The sequence below is a fragment of the Novosphingobium sp. 17-62-19 genome (assembly GCF_002256775.1).
GTDB lineage: Bacteria > Pseudomonadota > Alphaproteobacteria > Sphingomonadales > Sphingomonadaceae > Novosphingobium.
In genome coordinates, this window is sequence record NZ_NCII01000001.1 from 1 (window position 1) to 23105 (window position 23105).

The window sequence follows — 23105 nt, forward strand, 5'->3', positions numbered from 1 at the left end:
CGGGCCACCGGCACAGGTTTCGCGCTGGGCGTGGGGCGGCTGGGCGCTGCGGGCAGTCCGTTGCTGGCGGGCACCCTGTTTGGCTGGTTGGGAGACGACAAGCTGTTGACGGTGTCTATCATTATGGCGATGGGCTCGGTTATCAGCCTCGCGCTGTTTCTGATGCTGCCTGAGCGCGATGGCGACGACGTGATGTCTGAATAGCTTGCCGAGTAAGATCAGTTCATCAACAAGCTGTTACCCCATGAAGACCCGCACTGGTTTGGCCTTTCTGCGCAATGCCACCCTTTTTGCGCCGCACGGTTGAGCGCAAGGCCGGTTCGGGCAAGGATGCTGGCATGAAACACGCTATCATCCTTGCTCCGCTGGCCTTTGCCCTGATCTCTGCGGCCCCTCCCAGAGGCCCCGAAGCGGTCGCCGAAGCCGCCTTGCGCGCCGCACCCGTGTTTGATGGGCACAATGATGTGCCCGAACAATTGCGCGAACGTCGCAAGGACATGATCGAAGGCTTCGACTTCCGGGACACCCGCAACACAGGCGATGCGTCCAAGGGCCTGCCGCCGATGATGACCGACACCACACGAATGCACGCAGGCAAAGTCGGCGCGCAATTCTGGTCGGTCTATGTCTCGGCCAATCTGCCCGAACCGCAGGCGGTGCAGGCAACGCTGGAACAGATCGACGTCACGCAGCGGCTGATCGCACGCTATCCGGCAGACATGCAGTTTTGCACCGATAGCAAATGCGTCGAAGCCTCAGGCAAGGCCAGGCGCATCGGCTCGCTGATCGGCATGGAGGGCGGCCATTCGATCGGCGGATCGCTGGCTGTGCTGCGCCAGATGCATGGCCTTGGTGCGCGGTACATGACCCTGACGCATTTCAAGAACACTGCCTGGGCCGACAGCGCCACTGACGCTCCGGCTCATGATGGCCTGACGCCGTTTGGCGAGAAGGTGGTGCTCGAGATGCACAGGCTTGGGATGCTGGTGGATCTGGCGCATGTGAGTGAGGCGACGATGCGCGATGCGCTGGCGCTGGGTGGACCACCGCCGATTGTCAGCCATTCCAACGCGCGGGCGATCAACGATCATGCGCGCAACATCTCTGATGCCAGTCTCACGCTGATCGGCAAGGCAGGCGGGATCGTGATGGTCAACTTCTATCCGCCCTATGTGGTTGAAGCCGCACGGCAATGGACGGCGATGCGCGAAGCGGAAGCGGCGCGGTTCAAGGCGCTCTACCGAGGCGATCCGTTGGCAGAGACGGCGGCGCTGACGGCGTGGGAAAGGGCCAACCCGATGCCGCGTGGCAGCGTGAAGGACGTTGCCGATCACATCGATCACATCGCCAAGCTGATCGGTTCAGATCATGTCGGTCTGGGCGGTGATCTTGATGGCGTGGACAGCACGGTTGCGGGGTTGGAGGATGCGAGCAGCTATCCCCGGCTGTTCGTTGAACTGGCGCGGCGAGGCTGGTCGCAGACCGATCTCGAAAAGCTGGCGAGCCGCAATATGTTGCGGGTGATGAAGGCGGCAGAGGCTTTTGCAAACGCTCATCGCGCCGATGCGCCGCTAGAAAACGAGACGGCATTCTGATTGCAAAAGTCGCTCGACGGCATCGCGGACACTCGGCTAGGATTGTTCGGTCTAATAACTATCTGGACGGAGAGAATCATGTTCACCCACACCTTCCTTGGCACCAACGATATCGATCAGTCGCGCACGTTCTACACTGCCGTTATGGGCGCGCTGGGTCACGCCACGGCTGTGCCACTGCCGCATGGTACGGCCTTTCCGTCCGCTAATGGCGCGCTGGTCGTGGCCAAGCCTGCGAATGGGGAACAGCACACTGTTTCTAACGGCCACACACTTGGCTTCAAGGCGACCGATTCGTCCGTGGTTGATGCATTTCACGCTGCGGGCCTCGCCAATGGCGGGACGTGCGAAGGTGAACCGGGTGTTCGCGTGAATTCGCCCGGCCAGCAGTATGGCGCCTATCTGCGCGATCCTGATGGCAACAAAATTTGTGCTTTTGCCCCCAATCCAGGCGCGTGAGCCAATGTAACACTGCCCCGGTTCGAGACCGGGGCGGTGTTACAAGTCAGTAATAGCGTAAGGCACCAGGTCACGCGCGTGGGGATCAACCAAAATCGCGCGGTCGCTGGGTGGAAAGGCGCGCTGGTCGCATGTGTCGCGCGGGCAGATTCGGCAGGAGATGCCGATGCGGGTGACCGCTTCGGGCCGCGCAAGATTGATCCCGTCGGCATAGATGAACTCGTCTGCCAGTGCGGCTTCGCAACCCAGAGCCACAGCATAGCGGCGCGGTGGGCGGTAGTAGCTGCCTGAGGGTTTGACGAGGCCTTTGGCGATCGAGACATAGCGCACACCGTCTGGCATTTCGGCCGCCTGCACATGGATGCGGTCTGGGATCGCCACAGCTTCATGCACCACCCATAGCGGGCAGGCGCCACCGAACCGGGCGAATTGCAGGCGCGTGGCGGAATGGCGCTTGGTGATGTTGCCAGCCATGTCCACCCGGCAGAAGAACATCGGAATACCGCGCGCCTGCGGGCGTTGCAGCGTCGACAAGCGGTGGCAGACCTGTTCGAAACTAGCGCCGAAGATCAGGCGCAATTGGTCTATATCGTGGCGGAGTGCGCGTGCGCGCGTGCGGAACCACTCGTAAGGCATGATCAGTGCGCCTGCGGCATAGTTCCCGAGACCGACGGTAAGAAGTTGGCGGGCGGCGGCGGACTGCAAGGTGGCCTCACCCACGATCTGTGCAATCTCGTCGTGCAGCCCTTCGGCGGCCAGTTGATAGGCCATCTGGAATCGCCCGCTTTCAATTGGCTGGTTGGGGTCCAGTGTCAGGCGGCGTGCCTGCGGATCGAAACGCCGCATGGCTCCGCCGCTGACCTGTTCCACCGCGATACCTCGGCTTTCCAACCAGATCGCCATTTGCCCCATCGTGGGGGACATACCGGTGCCGGACAAGTGCACCGCAAGACGCTCTGCCGCGCGGTCTATGCTGTCGACGTAGTTGTTGGCGTGATGGAACCAGTCGCGCACTTCTTCCCAGGGCAGGCGGCCGCCGGTGACGTTGTCGGACCCTAAAGCCTCGTCGATGGCCTCCAGTCGCTGCACTGAGCGGCGATGTTGTCCCCACAGCGTGGCGAACGCCTGAGCAAAGGCCGGGTACTGTTCGGCCACGCGCTCTACCTGATCACCGGGAAGCACTGCGCCAATCATCGGGTCAGCCGTGGCATCGCGCAGTGCTGCAAGCACCGGTTCAACGCGGTCTGCGGCAAAGTCCTGCCATTCCACCGGGAAGCTCTGCTGCAAACGGTCGGTAAGAGATGGCGTCAACGGGCGTTCGTCATTTTCGATTTGCGAAAGATAGGACGCGCTGATGCCCAGCAATGCGGCCATCTCGCCTTGCCGCAGCTTGCGTGTGGTGCGCAGAGCTTTGAGCTGTTCGCCTGCGAAAAGGCGGCGTCTGGCCATTTCCTGTCGTCCGATTTTGCAAAGTGATCCTTCGCAAGTTTGCAGAATAACATTGGACTTGGCAAGCGCAGTGACGCACTTGGAAGGCCGATCCGTGGTCTGGTCCTAGCTGGACTGCGGTTGCGGCTCCGGCCCATACCCCGGGGAGGGGGTGCGGGCCGGGGTCGCGCGTAGGTTCTCGGTCGTTTTGCGATGGCCAATCAGCAAAGGGTGCAAGCATGTCCGCCAATATCGCCGAAATGGAAAAGCGCCGTCAGGCGGCGCGCATGGGTGGCGGGCAGAAGCGCATCGATGCGCAGCATTCCAAAGGTAAGCTAACTGCGCGCGAACGCCTGAAAGTGCTGCTCGACGAAGGCAGCTTTGAAGAAGTTGACATGTATGTTGAACACAACTGCGTCGATTTCGGTATGCCGGATACGGTCATTCCGGGCGATGGGGTGGTCACGGGATCGGGCACGATCAATGGCCGTCTCGTCTATGTGTTCAGCCAGGACTTCACCGTGTTCGGCGGTTCACTTTCTGAACGCCACGCACAGAAAATCTGCAAGATCATGGACACGGCGCTAAAGGTCGGTGCGCCGGTGATCGGCCTCAATGACTCTGGCGGTGCGCGCATTCAGGAAGGTGTGGCTTCACTTGGCGGCTATGCCGAGGTGTTTCAGCGCAACGTGCTGGCATCGGGCGTGGTGCCGCAATTGTCGCTGATCATGGGGCCGTGCGCGGGCGGTGCGGTCTATTCGCCAGCGATGACTGACTTCATCTTCATGGTGAAGGACAGCAGCTACATGTTCGTAACTGGTCCTGAAGTGGTCAAGACCGTCACCAACGAAGTCGTCACGCAGGAGGAGTTGGGCGGCGCGGTCACGCATACGACCAAGACGTCTGTGGCCGATCTTGCGCTGGAAAACGACATCGAAGCGCTGCTGGCTGCGCGTGATTTCTTCGATTACCTGCCGCTGTCGAACCGTCACGATGTGCCGGAGCGGCCAACGTCAGACCCCTATGACCGGCTGGAACACAGCCTTGACAGCATCGTGCCTGCATCGGCCAACCAGCCCTACGACATGCATGAAGTGATCCGCAAGACGGTGGACGAGGGCGAGTTCTTCGAAGTCCAGCCCAAGCACGCGGGCAACATCATCTGCGGTTTTGGGCGCGTTGAAGGTCGCACTGTGGGCATCGTGGCGAACCAGCCGATGGTGCTGGCGGGCGTGCTGGACATTAATTCGTCCAAGAAGGCGGCACGATTTGTGCGGTTCTGCGATGCCTTCAGCATCCCGATCGTGACGTTTGTTGATGTTCCCGGCTTCCTCCCCGGTACCGCGCAGGAACACAACGGCATCATCAAGCACGGCGCAAAGCTGCTGTTCGCCTATGCCGAGGCAACCGTGCCAAAGATCACGGTCATCACTCGCAAAGCCTATGGCGGTGCCTATGACGTGATGGCCTCAAAGCACTTGCGCGGCGATTTGAACTACGCATGGCCCACCGCCGAAATCGCGGTGATGGGCGCCAAGGGTGCTGTTGAGATCATCTTCCGTGGCCTTTCGGCAGAAGCCATCGCGGAAAAGACCAAGGAATACGAAGACCGCTTCGCCAACCCCTTCGTAGCAGCAAGCAAGGGCTTCATCGACGAGGTGATCCATCCGCATTCGACCCGCCGTCGCGTTGCTCTTGGACTGCGCAAGCTCAAGACCAAGAGTCTTGAGAACCCGTGGAAGAAGCACGACAACATTCCGCTCTAAGGCGCTGGCAAGTTTGGGAAGTTTGATATGACCGACATCTACATCGTCTCGGGCGCGCGCACCGCCATCGGTTCGTTCGGCGGCGGCCTTGCCTCCATGCGCCCGGCTGAGACCGGCGCAATTGTGATCAAGGAAGCCATCGCCCGCGCCGGGATCAGCGCTGACAAAGTGGAGAACGTAGTGATCGGCACCGTCGTGCCGACGCAACCCAAGGATGCCTATGTCAGCCGCGTGGCGGCCGTGAACGCGGGTGTTCCGATCGAAGCGCCCGCAATGAACGTGAACCGGCTGTGCGGTTCGGGCCTGCAGGCCATCGTTTCGGCGGCGCAGGGCATTGCGCTGGGCGAGCAGGACATTGCCATCGGCGGCGGCGCTGAGAGCATGTCGAACGCGCCGCATATGGTGCTGACCGCGCGCAACGGGCAGAAGATGGGCGATCAGGTGCTGATGGACGCCATGTTGGGCGCGCTGCACGATCCGTTCGAAGGCTTCCACATGGGTGTGACGGCAGAGAACGTGGCGGAACGCTGCGGGATCAGCCGCGAAGAGCAGGACGCGGTTGCCGCTGAAAGCCAGAGGCGCGCTGCTGCTGCCATTGCGGCGGGTTACTTCAAAGAGCAGATCGTCCCGGTCGAGATCAAGACCCGCAAGGGTACGGTTGTTTTCGACACTGACGAGCATGTGCGCGGCGACACGACCGCCGAAAGCCTTGCTGGCCTGAAGCCGGTGTTCAAGAAGGACGGCACGGTTACCGCAGGCAATGCCAGCGGCATCAATGACGGCGCGGCGGCGGTCGTTTTGGCCAGCGGCCAGGCGGTGGCAGAACACGGCCTGAAGCCGATGGCGAAGATTCTCGCGTGGGGCCACGCTGGCGTTGAACCCGGCGTCATGGGCCTCGGCCCGGTCAAGGCAGTGCCGGTGGCATTGCAGCGCGCAGGTCTGACGCTTGAGCAGATCGACGTGATCGAGGCTAATGAAGCTTTTGCTGCTCAGGCTTGCGGCGTGGCTAAGGAACTGGGTTTTGATCCTGCAAAGACCAACCCCAACGGTTCGGGCATCTCTCTGGGCCATCCCATCGGCGCAACGGGCGCGATCCTGACCATCAAGGCGATGTACGAGTTGCACCGCACCGGCGGACGTTTTGGCCTGATCACCATGTGCATCGGCGGCGGTCAGGGCATCGCGATGGTAGTCGAGAGGGTTTGACGATGAAGCTGGGTCGCCTGAACCATGTCGGCGTTGCAACGCCTGATATCGATGCTTCCATTGCGTTCTACCGCGATGTGATGGGCGCGTCTGACATCACCGAGCCGTTCGTACTGGAAAGCCAGCAGGTGCGGGTGTGCTTTGTGAATACGCCGGGTGAGAACGGCACGGCAGGCACGCAGATCGAGCTGATCGAGCCGACCAGCCCGGACAGCGCAGTGGGCAAGTGGCTCGCGGCCAATCCTTTGGGCGGCCAGCACCACCTTTGCTACGAAGTGCCTGACATTCACGAGGCCAAGGCCTGGTTTGAAAGTCAGGGTAAGCGTGTGCTGGGCGAGCCGCGCATCGGCGCGCACGGGACGCTGATCTTCTTCGTCCACCCCAAGGACATGGGCGGGCAACTGACCGAGATTATGGAAGTGCCGAACGAGGCACATTGAGTAAAGTTGAGCCGTCACCCTGAACTTGTTTCAGGGTCCATCGTGCAACCGGCACGGCGGTTCGAGTGGCGAAATGGATGCTGAAACAAGTTCAGCATGACGATCTTGTGGGATTACGCGATGAGCGAGAAGACACTGGCAGACTGGCAGGCCGCTGCCGCCAAGGAAGTCAAAGGCAAGGACCTGACGTGGCAAACGCCCGAAGGCATCGCCGTCAAGCCGCTCTACACGGCAGAGGATGTGACCGTCGATCCCGGCCTACCCGGTTTCGCGCCGTTCACGCGCGGCGTGCGCGCCTCGATGTATGCCGGGCGTCCCTGGACCATCCGTCAGTACGCGGGCTTCTCCACCGCCGAAGAGTCGAACGCCTTCTACCGGCGCAACCTTGCTGCGGGCCAAAAGGGCCTCTCGGTCGCCTTCGATCTTGCCACCCACCGCGGCTATGACTCCGACCATCCCCGCGTCACTGGCGATGTCGGCAAGGCAGGCGTTGCCATCGACTCCGTCGAGGACATGAAGATCCTGTTCGACGGAATTCCGCTCGATCAGATGTCGGTCTCGATGACCATGAACGGCGCGGTGATCCCCATCCTCGCGTTCTTCATTGTGGCAGGCGAAGAGCAGGGCGTTGACCGCAAGCTGCTCGATGGGACCATCCAGAACGACATCCTCAAGGAGTTCATGGTCCGCAACACCTATATCTACCCGCCCGAACCTTCGATGCGGATCATCTCGGACATCTTCGGCTACACCAGCCGCGAAATGCCCAAGTTCAACTCGATCTCGATTTCCGGCTATCACATGCAGGAAGCGGGCGCGACGCAGGTGCAGGAACTTGCGTTCACTATCGCGGACGGCATGGAATACGTGAAGTACGGCGTGGCATCGGGCCTCGATATCGACAAGTTCGCCGGCCGCCTGTCGTTCTTCTTCGCCATCGGCATGAACTTCTTCATGGAAGTGGCCAAGCTGCGCGCCGCGCGCGTGCTGTGGCACCGCGTGATGACCAAGCTGGGCGCGCAGGACGAACGCTCCAAGATGCTGCGCACCCACTGCCAGACTTCGGGCGTGTCGTTGCAGGAGCAAGACCCCTACAACAACGTCATCCGCACCACGATCGAGGCGATGGCCGCGATGCTGGGCGGCACCCAGTCGCTCCACACCAACGCGCTCGACGAAGCCATCGCGCTGCCCACCGACTTCTCCGCACGCATCGCGCGCAACACGCAGATCGTGATCCAGGAAGAGACCGGCATGTGCAACGTGGTCGATCCGCTGGGTGGGTCGTACTACATCGAAAGCCTGACGCAGGAACTGGTCGACAAGGCTTGGGAGATCATCGAGCGCGTCGAGAGCGAAGGCGGCATGGCCAAGGCCGTTGCCGCTGGCTGGCCCAAGGCGATGATCGAGGAAGCTGCTGCCGGGCGGCAGGCGCGTGTTGACCGGGCCGAGGACGTGATCGTCGGCGTGAACAAGTATCGCCTTGCCACCGAAGATCTGCTCGAAACGCTCGACATCGATAACGACAAGGTCCGTCAGGGCCAGATCGCCCGCCTCAAGTGGGTGCGCGAAACCCGCGATGAAACGAAGTGCCGCGCTGCGCTGAACGCCCTCACCGAAGGCGCAAAGACCGGCGGCAACTTGCTCGAACTCGCCGTGGAAGCCGCGCGCCACCGGGCGACGCTGGGCGAGATTTCGGACGCGATGGAAGTCGTATTCGGCCGCCACGGCACGTTCCCGACGCCGGTGAAGGGCGTCTACGGTTCGGCCTACGCCGGAGACAGCCGCTACCAGCAGGTGGTCGATGGCGTCGAAGCCGTGACCCGCCGCCTTGGCCGCACCCCGCGTATGCTGGTCGCCAAGATGGGCCAGGACGGCCATGATCGCGGCGCAAACGTGATCGCCTCGGCCTTTGGCGACATGGGCTTTGACGTAACCAGCGGCCCACTGTTCCAGACGCCTGAGGAAGCCGCGAAACTGGCGCTGGAAAAGGACGTGGACGCCATCGGCGCATCGTCACTCGCCGCCGGACACAAGACACTGATCCCCGAACTGATCGGGCACCTGCGCGCGGCAGGCCGGAGCGACATCAAGGTCGTCGCAGGCGGCGTTATTCCACCGCAGGACTACGACTTCCTGCGCGAGGTTGGGGTGCAGGGCATCTACGGTCCGGGCTCGAATGTGGTGGAATGCGCTGCGGACATGCTGCGCCTGCTGGGGCACAATATGCCGCCCGTAGGGGAAGAAAATTGAGAGTGCTTTTTGCGCACATTAGTTGGATGCCAGAGTATTCAGGCGATCCCGGTGAACCCTTGTTTTCAACTCACGGCTGGGTTGTTGGTAAGGGCGATGCGCATGAGCGGGCAAATTTCAAAGCTATTCGTGGGCGTGTCTACGGATATGTACCCGTCCGCGAGAAATTGCGGAGCAAGATACCTGGTAACATCAATTTAGAAAAACTGGGCGCTGATAAGGCGTCAACGTCGGTATCGGGCGTTACGGTCATTTGGTTCGCCAACAACCCTGATCGGCAGGCAGAAGCCTATATTGTTGGTTGGTATCGCAATGCCACGGTTTACAGAGAACTGCGATATATTGATGATATTGAGTACCGTATTGAATGCAGAGCCGACGATGCCATTCTGGTTGCCGAAGGTATGCGAGACTTTCGAATACCGCATGTGCGCTCGTTAGCTGGACAGGCAGCTGGGTACGGATATGGGCAGTCGAGCCTTTGGTATGCGGAAGGGCTGGACGGATTCAAGGCTGACGTTGCCCTATACATTGATTCGGTAGAGCACAATCTGGTGCGAGTGGCTGGCGAGAAGAGCCAATCGGGCGGTGATGCTATCAATGATTTGGATGATATGCCGATAGGCAACGCATCACCTCAGAAGCTCACAGGTACGGCAACTTTCTTTCCTAGAGATTCTAGAGTTCGCCAAGCAGTTGTCGCTCGCTCAAAGGGCTTTTGTGAATACTGCGGTGAACTCGGCTTTGAGCGGCTGGATGGCTCACATTTCATTGAAGCTCATCACATCATAAGCCTCGCAGAGCAGGGGCCAGATACGATGGCAAACGTCATTGCACTTTGCCCTAATCATCACCGCCAAGCACATTTCGGTCGGAACAAGCAACAGCTCGAAGCGGCATTCCTCACCAAACTAAGCGAAATTCAAGGTGCCTGAAATGTTCAAGAAAATCCTCATCGCCAACCGTGGTGAAATTGCCTGCCGTGTGATCAAGACGGCGCGTCGCATGGGTATTGCCACCGTCGCGGTCTATTCCGATGCCGATGCCCGCGCGCCGTTTGTGCAGATGGCCGATGAAGCCGTGCATATCGGGCCTGCGCCTGCCGCGCAGTCGTATCTGATCGCTGACAAGATCATCGCAGCGTGCAAGCAGACGGGCGCCGATGCCGTCCACCCCGGCTACGGCTTCCTGTCCGAACGCACCTCGTTTGCCGAGGCTCTGGCGGCTGAAGGCATCGCGTTTGTCGGGCCTCCGGTGAATGCCATTGCGGCGATGGGCGACAAGATCGAATCCAAGAAGCTGGCGATGAAGGCGGGCGTGAACGTCGTGCCCGGCTTTGTGGGCGAGATCGAGGATACCGAACATGCCGTGCGTATCTCGGAAGAGATCGGCTATCCGGTGATGATGAAGGCGTCTGCGGGCGGCGGCGGCAAGGGCATGCGCCTTGCCTATTCCGAGCAGGACGTGCGCGAGGGCTTTGAGGCCACCAAGCGCGAGGGGCTGAACTCGTTCGGCGATGACCGCGTGTTCATCGAAAAGTTCATCCTCAACCCGCGCCACATCGAGATCCAGATCCTGGGCGATAAGCACGGCAATATCCTCTACCTCAACGAGCGCGAATGCTCGATCCAGCGCCGCCACCAGAAGGTGGTGGAAGAAGCGCCATCGCCGTTCGTCACGCTCAAGATGCGCAAGGCGATGGGCGAACAGTGCGTCGCTTTGGCCCGTGCGGTTGGGTACTATTCGGCGGGCACGGTGGAACTGATCGTTTCGGGCGCTGATCCCACGGGCGAAAGCTTCTACTTCCTCGAAATGAACACCCGCTTGCAGGTGGAGCATCCCGTTACCGAGGCGATCACCGGCATCGATCTGGTCGAACAGATGATCCGCGTCGCCTATGGCGAAAAGCTGGCGATGACGCAGGACGACATCAAGATCGACGGCTGGGCCATCGAAAACCGCGTCTATGCCGAAGACCCTTATCGCGGGTTCCTGCCATCGACCGGTCGCCTGATCCGCTATCAGCCGCCAGTCGCCGGTTGGGAAGATGATGGCGCGGAAAATGGCCGTCGCGGGCTTGATGGCGTGCGCGTGGACGATGGCGTCTATGAAGGCGGTGAAGTCTCGATGTTCTATGACCCGATGATCGCCAAGCTGATCACGTGGGGGGAAACGCGCGACGAGGCGGCGGACAAGCAGATCGCGGCGCTTGATGCGTTCGAAATCGAGGGCCTTGGCCACAACATCGATTTCGTCTCGGCCATCATGCAGCACCCGCGCTTCCGCTCGGGCGAACTGACCACAGGCTTCATCGCCGAGGAATATCCCGATGGCTTCCACGGTGCGGCCACCTCTGACGAACTGAAGCAGACGCTGGCCGCACTGGCAGGCTTCCTCGCCACGGCTCGGTCAGACCGCGCTCGCCGCGTGGACCAGCAACTGGGTGACGAGCTTGATCCGCCTTACGAATGGGCAGTGAAGATTGGCGATGCGACCTTTGCGGTCATGCTAGACGAAGACGAAGTGACGGTAGATGGCACGGCCATTGACCTCGCGCTGGAATACACGCCGGGCGACCGCGTGGTGCATTGCGAGATCGACGACAAGCCGCTCTCCGTGAAGGTTGAACCCACCCGCGCAGGCTTCAAGCTGACCACGCGCGGCGCGATCCATCAGGTGCAGGTGCTTCCGGCGCACATCGCGCCCTACACGCAGCACATGATCGAAAAGATCCCGCCCGATCTTTCGAAGTTCCTGATTTGCCCGATGCCGGGCCTGCTGGTCACGCTCAACGTGGGCGAGGGCGATGCAGTGGAAGCGGGGCAACCGCTTGCCGTGGTCGAGGCGATGAAGATGGAGAACATCCTGCGCGCCGAGAAATCGGGCAGGGTGAAGTCGGTCAACGCCAAGGCGGGCGATAGTCTCGCGGTGGATGCGATCATTCTTGAGATGGAGTGAGGCTTGGCGCGGTAGCGCCTTGCCTCCACCACCCCCAACCCCCTCCTCTTCAGAGGAGGGGGCTTTCTTATGCCTGGAAGATCTTCCCCGGATTGAACAGGTTGTCCGGGTCCAGCGCGCGTTTGATCGTGCGCATCACGTCCACCGCGTCCTCGCCAAGTTCATCGATCAGGCACTGCTGCTTGCCGATGCCGATGCCGTGCTCGCCCGTGCAAGTGCCATCCATCGCCAGCGCATGGGCGACCATGCGTTTGTTCAACGCCTCCACTTCGGCCATCTCGTGCGGGGCGTCCGGGTCGATCGAGAAGATCAGGTGGAAGTTGCCATCGCCCACATGGCCGACGATCGTCGCAGGAACGCTGCACACATCAAGGTCAGCGCGGGTAGCGAGGATGCATTCGGCAAGGCGGCTCATCGGCACGCAGACATCGGTCGTCAGGCCGATGGCTCCGGGACGCAGGGCGACTGCCGCGTAATAGGCCTCATGCCGCGCGCGCCACAGGCGGTTGCGGTCCTCGGCCAGCGTCGCCCACTGGAATTCCCCACCGCCGTTGGCAGCAGCGAGGGCCTTGACCGTCTCCACTTGCTCGGCCACACCCGCCGCGCTCCCGTGGAATTCGAAGAACAGCGTCGGCGCTTCGGGCAAGCCCAGCCTTGAGCGCAAATTCACAGCGCGGACCTGCATCGCGTCGAGCAGTTCGATCCGCGCCATCGGTACGCTGCAGTGGAACGCCTGCACCACCGTCTCGACCGCACCCGCCAGAGTCTCGAACGAACATGTGGCGGCAAGAATGGCCTCTGGAACCGGGCTAAGGCGTAATGTGATGCCGGTGATAACGCCCAAGGTGCCTTCGGACCCGATGTAGAGGCGCGTCAGGTCATATCCGGCAGCGGACTTCTTCGCACGCCTGCCGGTGCGGATCACCTTGCCTTGCGCGGTCACCACTTCCAGCCCCAGCACCACCTCGCGCATCGTGCCATAGCGCACGGCATTGGTGCCCGATGCCCGAGTCGATGCCATGCCGCCGATGGTGGCGTTCGCGCCGGGATCGATCGGGAAGAACAGTCCGGTATCGCGCAGTTCCGCATTCAACGCCTCGTGCCGGATGCCCGGCTGCACGGTGCAATCGAAGTCCGCATGATTCACGCTGAGCACCGCATCCATGCGTGACAGGTCGAGGCTAACACCACCTTCGAGGGGGAGTATGTGCCCTTCAAGCGATGTTCCGGCACCATAAGGCACGATGGCAACACCTGCCTCACGGCACAGATTTACGCAATCGACCACATCTTGCGTCGATGTTGCATAGACCACCGCATCGGGCAGGACGGTCGGATAATGCGATTCGCTCGCCCCATGCTGTGCCCGAATTGCCTCGCCCGTCTGGAAGATTGCTCCGAAACGCTGTTCCAACGCGTCCATAAATCCCGGAGGGATTGGGCGCGGGCAAGGGGCAAAATTCGTTTCCATACTTCCACCTAGCGGCCATTTCCGCCTTTTTGAATGTATGCGCCCTTTTGGCTATGGCGCAAAACCGTTCAGGCAGGATAAAGCGCGCAGGCGTGATGAGGAGTCCGTGGCTTCGTGATGTCGCGAGGACCGGTTTAGAACAGGGCAGGTATGCAGATGAGCAAGTTGACGGGTGCAGTGCTGATTGCAGGTCTCACGGTTTCGGCGCTGGCGGGCGGAACGGCTTTTGCACAGGCCAAGGGTGATCCGGTTGCGGGCAAAAAGGTGTTCATGCGCTGCGTCGCTTGTCATGCCGTACAGCCTTCTGCCGGTCCGAAGATGGGACCGAACCTCTCTGGCATCGCCGGTCGTAAGGCAGCGGCAGTTCAGAATTTCAAGTATTCTGCCGCCCTGAAGAAGGCCAATCTCAAGTGGGATGATGCCACGCTCGACAAGTGGTTGGCCAAGCCTTCAGCAGTCGTGCCGGGCAATTCGATGGCATTTGCCGGCCTGCCAAATCCGGCAGATCGCGCGAACGTCATTGCTTACCTGAAGAAGCCGGTTCCCTAAGGCGTCACGATATTGAAGGCAGGGTCCGGTTTGTCGAGCCAGCCGATCAGGCGGGCGAACGCTGCCGGGTCCCCTTCGATCTTCGCCTCGCCTGAGGCGATTTTGTTTGCCAGCGGCTGGCCTGAGAATAGCGCCGCAAGCAGATCGGCATAGCGCACGGTCAGCGTTGCCTGCCTGACATCGCGCAGTCCGGGGCGGTGCACCAGAACGCCGTTTGCTACCGTAATAGTATGCTGTGCCTGGTTGTCCGGGAACACAAAGCCCAGCGCCAAAGCGCCATCCGCCGCCTTTGTAGGATCGAGCCTGACGGCCAACACATCGAACAAGTCAGACGGTGGTAACTGGCTAACCAGCGCAGCGCCGCCCGTGGGGTCCGTGGCCGCCACGCCATCGTCCAGTTCATCCGCACCCGTCAGATACATGTTGCGCCACAGTGCGTTCTCGCTCTGATAGGCCAGCTGGCGATATGTGCGCGCGATCAGCGCCTTTGCCGCCCTATCTTCGCCATCGGCAAAGATCACTTTGTTCAGTAATTCTGCGGCCCACGTATAGTCGCCCTTCGCAAACGCTTCCTGCGCCAGTCCCTTCACCCGCACGGCGCCGCCCATCGCCTCGACATAGCGCTTGCCTCCGGTCTCGGGTGGCAGTGGAGCAAGGTGAACCGGGTTGCCATCGTACCAGCCCATGTAGAACTGATAGACCGCACGCGAATTGAAACTGTACGATCCGTAATAGGGCCGGTCGTACCACTGTTTTGCCAGCGCGGGCGGCAATGTGAGCGTCGCGGCGATTTCCGGCCCGGTCAGTCCCTTGTTCATCAACCGCACCGTCTGATCGTGCAGATAGGCATAGGCATCGCGGTGCTTGCCGAGATAGTCGGTGATTTCGTTCGCACCGAAACGGGGCCAGCCGTGGCTCGTGATCAACACTTCGGCTCCGGCAAAGAAGTCTATCGCCTCGGTCAGCCCTTGCGCCCAAGCCTTGGCATCGCGGATCACCGCACCGCGTGGGGTGAGGATGTTGTGCTGGGTTGCATTGGCGTTTTCGGCCAGATCCGCGACCTTCCAGTCAGGGAAGCCGAAATTCATCTCGGCCGGCGCTTCGGTGCCGGGTGTGACCTGAAAGCGGATGCGCACGCCGTCGATGGTCAGTTCGGTCCCCGTTTCGCTGATTTCGCGCGTCGGCGGGACAAGACTGCGCGTTCCGGCTGCCACGCCCATCCCAATGCCTGATCCCATCGATCCGTCTGGTCCCTTGGGCAGACCAAGGCCGAACTGGTATCCGGCGCGGCGGCCCATGGCAGGCCCGGCAATCACATTTTCGCTCACCGCCGCGCGGGTGAAGCCTTGGGGCGCGAGGATGGGGGCATCCTTGACCATGACCGCGCTAATTGCCCCAGCCCCGCCAAAATGATCGACGTGGCTGTGGGTGTAGATCATCGCAGTGACGGGCAGCTTTGCCACTTTTTCGGAAATCAGCGCATAGGCCGCTGCCGCAGTCTCGGTCGCGGTCAGCGGATCAATCACGATCCAGCCCTTGTCGCCGCGGACGAAAGTAATGTTCGCCACATCGAAGCCGCGGACCTGCCAGATATGGTCAGTCACCTTGAACAGACCTGCCTTACCCAGCACTTGCGCGTGCCGCCACAGGCTGGGGTGAACGCTGGGCGGAGCATCGCCCTTTGCAAAGGCGAAAGCGGCGGTGTCCCACACCGGCTTGCCGGCAGCATCGCGGATCACCGGGTCTTTCAGTGTCGCCACGAATCCGCGTTCGGCCAACGCAAAATCGCGCCTGTCTGCCATCGGCAGTTCGGAAAGCGCAGCAGTGTTGGCATTTCGCGTGGCTTCGGTAGGGGTTTCGGCGACCGCGGGCAGTGCCGTCAGCAGCAAGATGGCGCTGCCCAGCAGACGACGCTTGCGGATTTTTGAAAACATGGCCTCTCCCGGCTCCCGTTCTGCGTGGAGCTCCAGTGGAAGAATGGCCTTAACCAATCAATTAGGGAAGCAGGAAAACGGCGGTCATCCAAACATGCGCTGCAGCCATCCACGCTTGCGAGGCACGGGCGCATCTTGGCCTGTCAGCCGCATCAGGTACTGCGCCAACAGCATCGCCTGATTGCGCGTCATCAACAGGTGGTGCGTATCGACCGCATCCGGGGTTGGCCGCGCCGTTACAGTGGATTGCACCGTCAGCTGAATGTTGCGCGAAATATCCTGGTGCTTCCACCCGATCACGACGCCCGACAATTCCTGCGGCACGCCCTTTTGTGGCGCGTTCGCGGTGGCCATTTTCGTTCTCTCCCAAATCCCACGACTAGGAATCGCAAGAATGGAGTGACGTCAAGCCAATTCGGATGTTTTATTGGGCAATCTGCCCGATCAGGCGTTCGTTCATGCAGCCAGCTGATAGGGCGCGATTTCGCCGTTCAGGTAAAGCTTCTTGGCTTTCGCGCGGCTCAACTTGCCTGAACTGGTGCGGGGCAGGGTGCGCGGCGGCACGAGTTCGACCACGCAGTTCATGCCGGTGATCGAACGCACCTTGTCGCGGATCTGGTCACGCAGTTTCACGCGTTCGACCGGATCTGACACGCGGCAGTGGACCAGCACGGCGGGGGCTTCTTCGCCGTTTTCGGTTTCTACCGAGAAGGCTGCGATATCGCCCTGATGGAAGCCCGGAAGCTGTTCCACCGCCCATTCGATGTCCTGCGGCCAGTGGTTCTTGCCGTTGATGATGATCATGTCCTTGGCGCGACCAACGATGAACAAGTAGCCCTTTTCATCGACATAGCCCATGTCGCCAGTGTCCAGCCATCCATCGACCATGCAGGCGTCAGTCGCTTCAGGATCGCGGAAGTAGGAATGCATCACCGACGATCCACGGCACCACACCTTGCCGATGTGATGATGGGTCAGCACATTGCCGCTCTCGCCCCGGATCGCCACTTCCATGCCGCGCACTGGCACGCCACAGTTGACCATGGCGCGATAGCGAGCGGGGCGCGACAGGTCTCGAGGCGTGCCCGAGAGCCGCTCTTCCTCGACCAGTTCGACGCGGATGCCTTCACCCGGGGGCATGACCGTCACGGCGAGCGTTGCCTCGGCAAGGCCGTAGCTTGGCAGGAACGCATCGGCCTTGAACCCTGCATCGGCAAAGGCGTTGACGAAGTTCTGCATCACGTCTGGCCGGATCATGTCAGCGCCATTGCCCGCTACGCGCCAGCGTGACAGATCAAAGCGGTCTGAAACGCTGGTCTGGCTCGAAATGCGACGGGCGCAGATGTCATAGCCGAAGGTGGGCGAATAGGAGAGGGTGGTGCCTGTGTTACGGCTGATCAGGTCCAGCCATGCCAGCGGACGACGGGCAAAATCCTCGGTCTTGAGGAAATCGACCGAAACACTGTTGGCGATGGGCGAAAGGAAGCAGCCGACCAGACCCATATCGTGATACCACGGCAGCCACGATACGGCGCGGTCCGGGTTGTCGATTTTCATACCGTGCGAATGGCCTGCCAGATTGGCGAGCAGTGCGCGGTGGGTGACAGCCACGCCATGCGGAAACCGGGTGGAGCCGCTGGAATATTGAAGGTAGCTGATTGCATCGGGATCGGGCGTGGGCAGGGCCTCGCCACTTTCGGTGCCTGCGTGGAAATCTTCCCACGAAAGTCCGGCACAGCCCTGCCGGGCAGCCGCAGCGCCAGCCATCTCGGCAATCTCACCGGGATAAACCAGCATCCTGGGATCAGAACTGGAAAGCTGCACGGCCAATTGGTCGATATAGCTTTCCTTGCCGCCAAAGCTGGTCGGCAGCGGCAGCGGCACGGGCCATGCGCCGGCATACATCGCCCCGCAGAAGATTGCGGCAAAATCCGGCCCGGTTTCGGCTACCAGCGCAACGCGGTCACCGGGCACAATGCCTAATGCCATCAGCTTCCGTGCAGCAATCAACGCATCTTCGCGCAGTTCGGAATAGGGATAGGCTTGTGCCAGATTCCCACGCGGATCGTGGAAGTTAAATCCGAGAACGCCCTTGGCGGCATAGTCCAGCGCATCGCAGAATGTATCGAAATCCGCATAGCGACGTGGCTGCACGTCGACGTTCGGTGTGGGAACGAGCGTCAGCTTTTCAGCGACAGCGTTCGAAACAGTCATGCGATACCCCGATGTTCTATTCTATTGTCCTGTGGGCATCTGCGCGCCCACTCGTGAACGGCCCATTACTGGTCCGTGACGCGAAAACAACGCCACCACGGTTCGGACGTTCTCATTTAACCGCGACTGTGGCACGAATGTGGCGCATGGATCACAATTCCCCAGATACGCGCGAGGGTGCGGCAGGACGCAGGCGCGATAGCAGGCGGGAAAGACGTCCGCCCAAACCGCTCGACCGACCACGCATGGAAGAAATGGCGCTCGCCTATGTCGCGCGCTTTGCCACCAGCGCTGGGAAGCTGTCAGACTATCTGCGTCGCAAACTGCGCGAACGCGGCTGGGAAGGGGAGGGCGAGCCGGACATTGCAGGGGTCGTCCACCGCTTTGTCGACCTTGGCTATGTAGATGATGCCAGCTTCGCGCGCGGCAAGGCGCAAGGGCTGCTGCGGCGCGGCTATGGCGCAAGGCGGATCGATCAGGCTTTGGGCGCGGCAGGGATTGCAGAATCTCTGCGCGAAGAGTCGCGCGGCAGCGAGGCAGAGCGCCGTCGTGCCGCGCTGGTCATGGCGCGAAAGCGACGGTTTGGCCCGTTTGCGGTGCAGGGGACGGGCGGTCGGCTCGATCCCGCCTTGCGCGAAAAGCAACTCGCGGCAATGCTCCGCGCCGGACACCCTCTTGCACATGCGCGCGAGGTGGTGAATGCGGTGTCAACCGAAGCGTTGGATGAATGGATCGATGAAGCAAGTGATTAGAACTCTGGCACTGGCCACGCTGGCTCTCGTCGCAAGCTGCTCGCCCGGTGCAGCAGACGCAGGGGCAAAGGCGCCGACCGCAACTGCAACGGCATCCGTCCATCCGATTTCGGGCCTGCAGGTTGCGCCGGTGACGGTGACGCGCGGCGACAAGCGCCTCGTTTTCAAAACTGAGTTTGCGCGCACATCGGCCGAGCAGGCCAAAGGACTGATGTTCCGCACAAATCTGGCAGACGACGAAGCCATGATCTTCCTGCGCAATCCGCCTGATCGCGCTTCATTCTGGATGCGCAACACGGTGATCTCGCTCGACATAATTTATGTCGGGCTGGATCGGCGGATCATCAATATCGCCGCCAACGCTGTCCCTTACGATGAAACGCCCCTGATTTCTGGCGGGCCAACGCTTGCCGTGTTCGAGATCAACGGCGGACTCGCGGCCAAGCTGGGCATCCAGCCGGGCGATAAAGTAGACTGGTAATCGGACTTGCCGACTCCCCCATTCAACGGCTAAGCGCAAGCATCATGAGCATCCTCGGCAAGATCTTCACCTGGTGGAATGGCGCAACCGTGACCACCATGCTCGACAGCGCGCTCAAGGGCGAACAGGTCGGCAATGACGCGCAGGGCAACAAGTACTACCGCGCAAAGAAGCCCTATCCCAAGGGCCATCCCTTTGCGGGGCGGGAACGCCGTTGGGTGATTTACAACGGTTCCAACGATGCCAGCCGTGTGCCTGCGGAATGGCACGGCTGGCTGCACGGCAGCTTTGACGGTGTTCCCGAAAGCAACCTGCCGCCGCCACGCATCTGGGAAGTGGAATACACCCCCAACGCCACCGGCACGGCCACGGCCTATCGCCCGCAAGGGGCGCTCGAACGCGGGGGGCATCGCGCCGCCGCCACTGGCGATTACGAAGCCTGGTCGCCGGAAGCCTGATGTCTTTTACTGCATCGTCGGCATGGCAGACGTTCGCGGCTGCGAGCGTGGTGCTGCTTGCCGGATGCGGTGAAAAGGCCGCGCCCCCGCCACCAGAAGCGACCGAGACGGGAGCAGCGGCGGTCAGTGCATCGGGCGCTGCAGTAGAAAGCGATTTTGGCACGCCGATCAAAGATCGCGTGGCCACGCTTGGTTTCCTCAACAAGCGGAACAACATCACGCAGGACGTGGTGCTGAAAAGTGGCGAATCGCGACGAATCGGCAATGCCATCGTGAAACTCTCTACCTGCGAAAAGACCGCGCCGTGGGAAGATCCGGCCGAAACTGGCGCGTTTGTGCAGTTGTTCGTCGAAGAACGCGCGACCACGGATCAGCCGCTGGCATGGCACAAGGTTTTCTCAGGCTGGCTTTTCCGTAACGCGCCGTCACTCAATGTGGTTGAGCATCCGGTCTATGACGTCTGGGTCAAGGATTGCACGATGAGCTTCCCGGGCGAGGAAGAGCCGGTCGATTCGGAACGCAACGCGGCAAAGCCCGCAGGCAGGCCCAGTACGGCAGCTTCACCAGCGCCTACCGCCAGCCCATCACCCACCGTTTCGGCCAGCGCCCGCGCACCTGCTATTTCTGCCGACGAGTAGGATCTCTGCGCTGCCGATAGCAGTTGCAGGTACTGGCTTTGCGGGATTTCGACGGCGCCCAACGATGCAAGGTGCGCGGTGGTAAACTGGCAATCGAGCAATTCTGCGCCGATTTTCCGCAGTGAGGCGACTAGCCATGCGAGCGCCACTTTCGATGCATCAGCCGCGCGGCTGAACATTGATTCGCCGCAGAATGCGCGCGCAAATCCCACGCCATAAAGCCCGCCGACCAACCGCCCTTCGCGCCAGCACTCTATCGAATGGGCGTGGCCGTGTTCGTGCAGGCCGATATAACTGTCGCGGATGCGTGCGCTGATCCAACTCTCGTCTGCGCCCTCGCGTGGGGCGGCACAGGCATCGATCACTGCTTCGAACGCGGCGTTGCAGGTGACCGTGAAGCGTCCGCGCCGCAGAGTGCGGGCCAGCGAATGCGACAAATGGAACCCATCAAGCGGCAGAATCGCCCGCATTCGCGGCTCCACCCAGAAAACTTCGGGATCGTCGCGACTGTCTGCCATCGGGAAAATCCCGGCGCGGTAAGCCTTGAGCAAAAGCTCGGGCGGAATAGCGTGGGGATCGTTTCGGGCCATAATGTTCAAAATGTGTTTCGGCTGGTTGCATCCCCCGCGTCAAGCCTCTAAGGGCGGCATCGGCACAGGAGTGTAGCTCAGTTGGTAGAGCATCGGTCTCCAAAACCGAGGGCCGTGGGTTCGAGTCCCCCCACTCCTGCCATCTCTTTGCAGGTGGACATTGTGCTTCCCCCAGACATGTAGGCCCGTTCGGCTGGGCTTTTGTGTTATTCGCTGCGGGCAACAGCGTGTGCCGTGCGGCAAGAATACGCGTAAATCCTTAGCAGCGCCGCGTATTCCTTGGCTGCGGTTATGGTTAACGCCTTCGTGACACATTCCCTAAGTCGATCCCCGAAAGCGGGATCTCCAAGGGGGTTCAAATGGTTCGCTTCGAAAATCTGGCAAAGATGCCTGCTGATCCGGTTTCAATAGACGCAATTTCCGAGATGATTGGAGCGACCTTTGCCGGATCATTGGCAGAGCAAGAACCGCAAGTGCACATCACGTCGCGCCATGTTGTGCATGTGATTGCAGCCTCCCCCACCCTGCGAGCGAAGTTTGCCAGGCTCATCTTTGCACGGGGGCATCATGCCGAAGTTTACAGCGACGTTGCCGAACTGACAGAGCATACCCCGCATGATGGGGTGGTGCTTGTGCTGGAAGACAACGACTGCTCCGGCATTGCCGTCACGACGGCTTTGGCAAAACAGGGCGTTTGGCTGCCCATTCTTGTCTATGCTGAGCAAATCGATGCCGATCGTATTGTCGGCGGGATAAAGGCAGGGGTCATGGACTACATGGTCGGCCCGGTTTTAGACGACTTGCTGCTGGCCAAGATTGCCCGGTGCGAAACAGATGGCGCCGCGTTCCGCAATGCGCGCGCACGGCATGTCGTCGCGCGGGCCTCAATTGGTGCCCTGTCACAACGCGAGGGTGAAGTGCTGGGCTATCTGACCGAGGGTCTTTCAAACAAGGAAATTGCAAGGGAACTGGATATCAGCCCGCGGACCGTGGAAATCCATCGTATGAAAATGATGGCCAAACTCGGTGCGAAGTCGAGCGCACACGCTATCCGTCTGAAGCTTGAGGCGGCATTGCTGAACTGAACTCTTGCTCCGAGCGGAGCAAAAAACGGGGCGGTACGCAATGCGTCCGCCCCGAGTCCGTCTCATGCGTCTGGTTCGCTTGAGAACGTCGTCAGCTTATGCATTTGTGCGACAGAATGCCATCAAGCATCAGAGCATTTGTGCACAAATTGTCAGTTGCCCAAGATGCCGCCAGCAGTGCCTGAGGTCCTGCCAGTAAGGCCACCGCCAAGCGATCCTGCGGCACCCGTGCCCGTCGCGCCAATCTGACCGCCAACCTGGCCACGGCCTGAAATTGTCGAATCGACCGCGCCAGAGTTGGCGACGTCGTTCAACCGGTCGCCAGTGCTGCGAGTCACACCATCGGCAGTCCGATCAGCGCGGTCTTTTGCTCTGTCAGCCGCCTTGTCGGCTTTGCGCTTTGCCTTTTCGGTTGCATCCTCTGCCTTGCGTTCGGTGCGTTCCGTGGACGGTGGAGTAACGCTCGTCTGGCTGTTAGTGCTGGCGGTCCCGGTCACTACGCTATCCGTGGTCTGGTCAGGCGGAGTCTGGGCAGACGCGCCTGTGCTGCTGCCAACGTCAGCACTCGTGCTTGCCGAGTTGCCTCCGACCGTGGCTTGCGTGCCTGCATCCACAGACGTGCCAGCAGAAGTCTGCCCAGACTGGGCTTGAGCCGCGCCGGCAAAAGCCAAGGCGGCAAGTGGGAGCATGATGTTCTTCATTTTACGTTTCCTCTCAAAGACTTGTTGGGCCTGAATATCTGTACAGGCTTGAAACTGGCAGGGATGACAGTCGGTTCCAGTGAGCGCATTCGTCCTGTCTGGTCCGCCGTGCGTCCCGTCGTTTGTC

General features: G+C 61.0%; 20 protein-coding genes, 1 tRNA gene and 2 pseudogenes. 16 read left to right on the forward strand and 7 right to left on the reverse strand.

Annotated elements, in window-relative coordinates; all coding sequences use genetic code 11:
* The 3 genes and pseudogenes from B7X90_RS00005 to B7X90_RS00015 form a co-directional block, all read left to right on the forward strand.
* Window positions 1-204 (forward strand): annotated as a pseudogene (locus B7X90_RS00005) (MFS transporter); the annotation flags it as partial.
* Window positions 205-338: 134 nt separating this feature from the next.
* Window positions 339-1595: a dipeptidase gene (locus tag B7X90_RS00010; RefSeq protein ID WP_292620571.1), complete on the forward strand. Its 1257-nt coding sequence runs from the start codon at window positions 339-341 to the stop codon at window positions 1593-1595.
* A gap of 78 nt (window positions 1596-1673) precedes the next feature.
* A complete protein-coding gene (locus tag B7X90_RS00015) occupies window positions 1674-2054 on the forward strand; it encodes a VOC family protein (RefSeq protein WP_292620573.1) in 381 nt (126 codons plus the stop codon).
* Between the two features lie 39 nt (window positions 2055-2093).
* On the opposite strand, the gene B7X90_RS00020 is transcribed toward B7X90_RS00015, so the two are convergent.
* Complete coding sequence (locus B7X90_RS00020) at window positions 2094-3503, reverse strand: helix-turn-helix transcriptional regulator (protein ID WP_292620574.1); 1410 nt, start codon at window positions 3501-3503, stop codon at window positions 2094-2096.
* Window positions 3504-3721: 218 nt separating this feature from the next.
* Between B7X90_RS00020 and B7X90_RS00025 the strand changes: the two genes are divergently transcribed.
* The 6 genes from B7X90_RS00025 (at window position 3722) to B7X90_RS00050 (ending at window position 12105) form a co-directional block, all read left to right on the forward strand.
* Window positions 3722-5248 (forward strand): acyl-CoA carboxylase subunit beta, encoded by a 1527-nt coding sequence (locus tag B7X90_RS00025; protein WP_292620575.1) that lies wholly within the window; start codon window positions 3722-3724, stop codon window positions 5246-5248.
* Between the two features lie 27 nt (window positions 5249-5275).
* Window positions 5276-6454 carry an acetyl-CoA C-acyltransferase family protein gene (locus tag B7X90_RS00030; protein ID WP_292620576.1) on the forward strand — a complete coding sequence of 393 codons (1179 nt, stop codon included), beginning with the start codon at window positions 5276-5278 and terminating at the stop codon, window positions 6452-6454.
* Between the two features lie 2 nt (window positions 6455-6456).
* Entirely contained in the window at window positions 6457-6894 is a 438-nt protein-coding gene (mce, locus tag B7X90_RS00035; RefSeq protein WP_292620578.1) for a methylmalonyl-CoA epimerase, read from the forward strand.
* A gap of 120 nt (window positions 6895-7014) precedes the next feature.
* The gene (gene scpA, locus B7X90_RS00040; RefSeq protein ID WP_292620766.1) at window positions 7015-9147 is read left to right on the forward strand and encodes a methylmalonyl-CoA mutase; all 2133 of its coding nucleotides are present in this window, start codon (window positions 7015-7017) and stop codon (window positions 9145-9147) included.
* A gap of 2 nt (window positions 9148-9149) precedes the next feature.
* Window positions 9150-10082 carry an HNH endonuclease gene (locus B7X90_RS00045; RefSeq protein ID WP_292620580.1) on the forward strand — a complete coding sequence of 311 codons (933 nt, stop codon included), beginning with the start codon at window positions 9150-9152 and terminating at the stop codon, window positions 10080-10082.
* A gap of 1 nt (window position 10083) precedes the next feature.
* Window positions 10084-12105, forward strand: coding sequence for an acetyl/propionyl/methylcrotonyl-CoA carboxylase subunit alpha (locus tag B7X90_RS00050; RefSeq protein WP_292620582.1), 2022 nt, complete (start codon window positions 10084-10086; stop codon window positions 12103-12105).
* A gap of 67 nt (window positions 12106-12172) precedes the next feature.
* Here the strand turns inward: B7X90_RS00050 and B7X90_RS00055 are convergent, their stop codons facing one another.
* A complete protein-coding gene (locus B7X90_RS00055) occupies window positions 12173-13528 on the reverse strand; it encodes an FAD-linked oxidase C-terminal domain-containing protein (RefSeq protein ID WP_292620584.1) in 1356 nt (451 codons plus the stop codon).
* Between the two features lie 198 nt (window positions 13529-13726).
* Between B7X90_RS00055 and B7X90_RS00060 the strand changes: the two genes are divergently transcribed.
* Window positions 13727-14125, forward strand: coding sequence for a cytochrome c family protein (locus B7X90_RS00060; RefSeq protein WP_292620586.1), 399 nt, complete (start codon window positions 13727-13729; stop codon window positions 14123-14125).
* Here B7X90_RS00060 and B7X90_RS00065 read toward each other — a convergent pair.
* The 3 genes from B7X90_RS00065 to B7X90_RS00075 form a co-directional block, all read right to left on the reverse strand.
* The gene (locus tag B7X90_RS00065) at window positions 14122-16059 is read right to left on the reverse strand and encodes an alkyl sulfatase dimerization domain-containing protein (RefSeq protein ID WP_292620588.1); all 1938 of its coding nucleotides are present in this window, start codon (window positions 16057-16059) and stop codon (window positions 14122-14124) included. The two genes, B7X90_RS00060 and B7X90_RS00065, sit on opposite strands and share 4 nt — an antisense overlap.
* Before the next feature lie 84 nt (window positions 16060-16143).
* The gene (locus tag B7X90_RS00070) at window positions 16144-16413 is read right to left on the reverse strand and encodes a hypothetical protein (RefSeq protein WP_292620590.1); all 270 of its coding nucleotides are present in this window, start codon (window positions 16411-16413) and stop codon (window positions 16144-16146) included.
* Between the two features lie 102 nt (window positions 16414-16515).
* The gene (locus B7X90_RS00075; protein ID WP_292620591.1) at window positions 16516-18273 is read right to left on the reverse strand and encodes a fatty acyl-AMP ligase; all 1758 of its coding nucleotides are present in this window, start codon (window positions 18271-18273) and stop codon (window positions 16516-16518) included.
* Window positions 18274-18419: 146 nt separating this feature from the next.
* On the opposite strand from B7X90_RS00075, the gene B7X90_RS00080 reads away from it, so the two are divergent.
* From B7X90_RS00080 to B7X90_RS00095, 4 genes and pseudogenes are all read left to right on the forward strand, one after another.
* The gene (locus B7X90_RS00080; protein ID WP_292620592.1) at window positions 18420-19025 is read left to right on the forward strand and encodes a RecX family transcriptional regulator; all 606 of its coding nucleotides are present in this window, start codon (window positions 18420-18422) and stop codon (window positions 19023-19025) included.
* Window positions 19009-19506, forward strand: a complete 498-nt coding sequence (locus tag B7X90_RS00085; protein ID WP_292620594.1) for a DUF192 domain-containing protein — start codon at window positions 19009-19011, stop codon at window positions 19504-19506. Before B7X90_RS00080 ends, B7X90_RS00085 begins: the two co-directional genes overlap by 17 nt.
* Before the next feature lie 44 nt (window positions 19507-19550).
* Window positions 19551-19964: an NADH:ubiquinone oxidoreductase subunit NDUFA12 gene (locus B7X90_RS00090; RefSeq protein WP_292620596.1), complete on the forward strand. Its 414-nt coding sequence runs from the start codon at window positions 19551-19553 to the stop codon at window positions 19962-19964.
* Window positions 19964-20380, forward strand: a pseudogene (locus tag B7X90_RS00095) (DUF2155 domain-containing protein); the annotation flags it as partial. The gene B7X90_RS00090 and the pseudogene B7X90_RS00095, both read left to right, overlap by 1 nt.
* Before the next feature lie 35 nt (window positions 20381-20415).
* Here the strand turns inward: B7X90_RS00095 and aat are convergent.
* Window positions 20416-21192: a leucyl/phenylalanyl-tRNA--protein transferase gene (gene aat, locus B7X90_RS00100; RefSeq protein ID WP_292620597.1), complete on the reverse strand. Its 777-nt coding sequence runs from the start codon at window positions 21190-21192 to the stop codon at window positions 20416-20418.
* A gap of 66 nt (window positions 21193-21258) precedes the next feature.
* Between aat and B7X90_RS00105 the strand changes: the two genes are divergently transcribed.
* Together B7X90_RS00105 and B7X90_RS00110 are read left to right on the forward strand one after the other, a co-directional pair.
* Window positions 21259-21334 (forward strand) — tRNA-Trp (locus tag B7X90_RS00105).
* A gap of 217 nt (window positions 21335-21551) precedes the next feature.
* Window positions 21552-22277 carry a LuxR C-terminal-related transcriptional regulator gene (locus tag B7X90_RS00110; RefSeq protein WP_292620599.1) on the forward strand — a complete coding sequence of 242 codons (726 nt, stop codon included), beginning with the start codon at window positions 21552-21554 and terminating at the stop codon, window positions 22275-22277.
* Between the two features lie 152 nt (window positions 22278-22429).
* Here the strand turns inward: B7X90_RS00110 and B7X90_RS00115 are convergent, their stop codons facing one another.
* Window positions 22430-22978, reverse strand: coding sequence for a hypothetical protein (locus tag B7X90_RS00115; protein WP_292620601.1), 549 nt, complete (start codon window positions 22976-22978; stop codon window positions 22430-22432).
* Window positions 22979-23105: the final 127 nt, after the last annotated feature.

What these genes read in the sequence shown, in the direction of transcription:
- B7X90_RS00010 (WP_292620571.1), top strand. Translation starts at nt 339, where the DNA reads ATGAAACACGCTATCATCCTTGCTCCGCTGGCCTTTGCCCTGATCTCT.
- B7X90_RS00015 (WP_292620573.1), top strand. Translation starts at nt 1,674, where the DNA reads ATGTTCACCCACACCTTCCTTGGCACCAACGATATCGATCAGTCGCGC.
- B7X90_RS00020 (WP_292620574.1), bottom strand. Translation starts at nt 3,503, where the DNA reads ATGGCCAGACGCCGCCTTTTCGCAGGCGAACAGCTCAAAGCTCTGCGC.
- B7X90_RS00025 (WP_292620575.1), top strand. Translation starts at nt 3,722, where the DNA reads ATGTCCGCCAATATCGCCGAAATGGAAAAGCGCCGTCAGGCGGCGCGC.
- B7X90_RS00030 (WP_292620576.1), top strand. Translation starts at nt 5,276, where the DNA reads ATGACCGACATCTACATCGTCTCGGGCGCGCGCACCGCCATCGGTTCG.
- mce (WP_292620578.1), top strand. Translation starts at nt 6,457, where the DNA reads ATGAAGCTGGGTCGCCTGAACCATGTCGGCGTTGCAACGCCTGATATC.
- scpA (WP_292620766.1), top strand. Translation starts at nt 7,015, where the DNA reads ATGAGCGAGAAGACACTGGCAGACTGGCAGGCCGCTGCCGCCAAGGAA.
- B7X90_RS00050 (WP_292620582.1), top strand. Translation starts at nt 10,084, where the DNA reads ATGTTCAAGAAAATCCTCATCGCCAACCGTGGTGAAATTGCCTGCCGT.
- B7X90_RS00055 (WP_292620584.1), bottom strand. Translation starts at nt 13,528, where the DNA reads ATGGACGCGTTGGAACAGCGTTTCGGAGCAATCTTCCAGACGGGCGAG.
- B7X90_RS00060 (WP_292620586.1), top strand. Translation starts at nt 13,727, where the DNA reads ATGCAGATGAGCAAGTTGACGGGTGCAGTGCTGATTGCAGGTCTCACG.
- B7X90_RS00065 (WP_292620588.1), bottom strand. Translation starts at nt 16,059, where the DNA reads ATGTTTTCAAAAATCCGCAAGCGTCGTCTGCTGGGCAGCGCCATCTTG.
- B7X90_RS00070 (WP_292620590.1), bottom strand. Translation starts at nt 16,413, where the DNA reads ATGGCCACCGCGAACGCGCCACAAAAGGGCGTGCCGCAGGAATTGTCG.
- B7X90_RS00075 (WP_292620591.1), bottom strand. Translation starts at nt 18,273, where the DNA reads ATGACTGTTTCGAACGCTGTCGCTGAAAAGCTGACGCTCGTTCCCACA.
- B7X90_RS00080 (WP_292620592.1), top strand. Translation starts at nt 18,420, where the DNA reads ATGGATCACAATTCCCCAGATACGCGCGAGGGTGCGGCAGGACGCAGG.
- B7X90_RS00085 (WP_292620594.1), top strand. Translation starts at nt 19,009, where the DNA reads ATGAAGCAAGTGATTAGAACTCTGGCACTGGCCACGCTGGCTCTCGTC.
- B7X90_RS00090 (WP_292620596.1), top strand. Translation starts at nt 19,551, where the DNA reads ATGAGCATCCTCGGCAAGATCTTCACCTGGTGGAATGGCGCAACCGTG.
- aat (WP_292620597.1), bottom strand. Translation starts at nt 21,192, where the DNA reads ATGGCCCGAAACGATCCCCACGCTATTCCGCCCGAGCTTTTGCTCAAG.
- B7X90_RS00110 (WP_292620599.1), top strand. Translation starts at nt 21,552, where the DNA reads ATGGTTCGCTTCGAAAATCTGGCAAAGATGCCTGCTGATCCGGTTTCA.
- B7X90_RS00115 (WP_292620601.1), bottom strand. Translation starts at nt 22,978, where the DNA reads ATGAAGAACATCATGCTCCCACTTGCCGCCTTGGCTTTTGCCGGCGCG.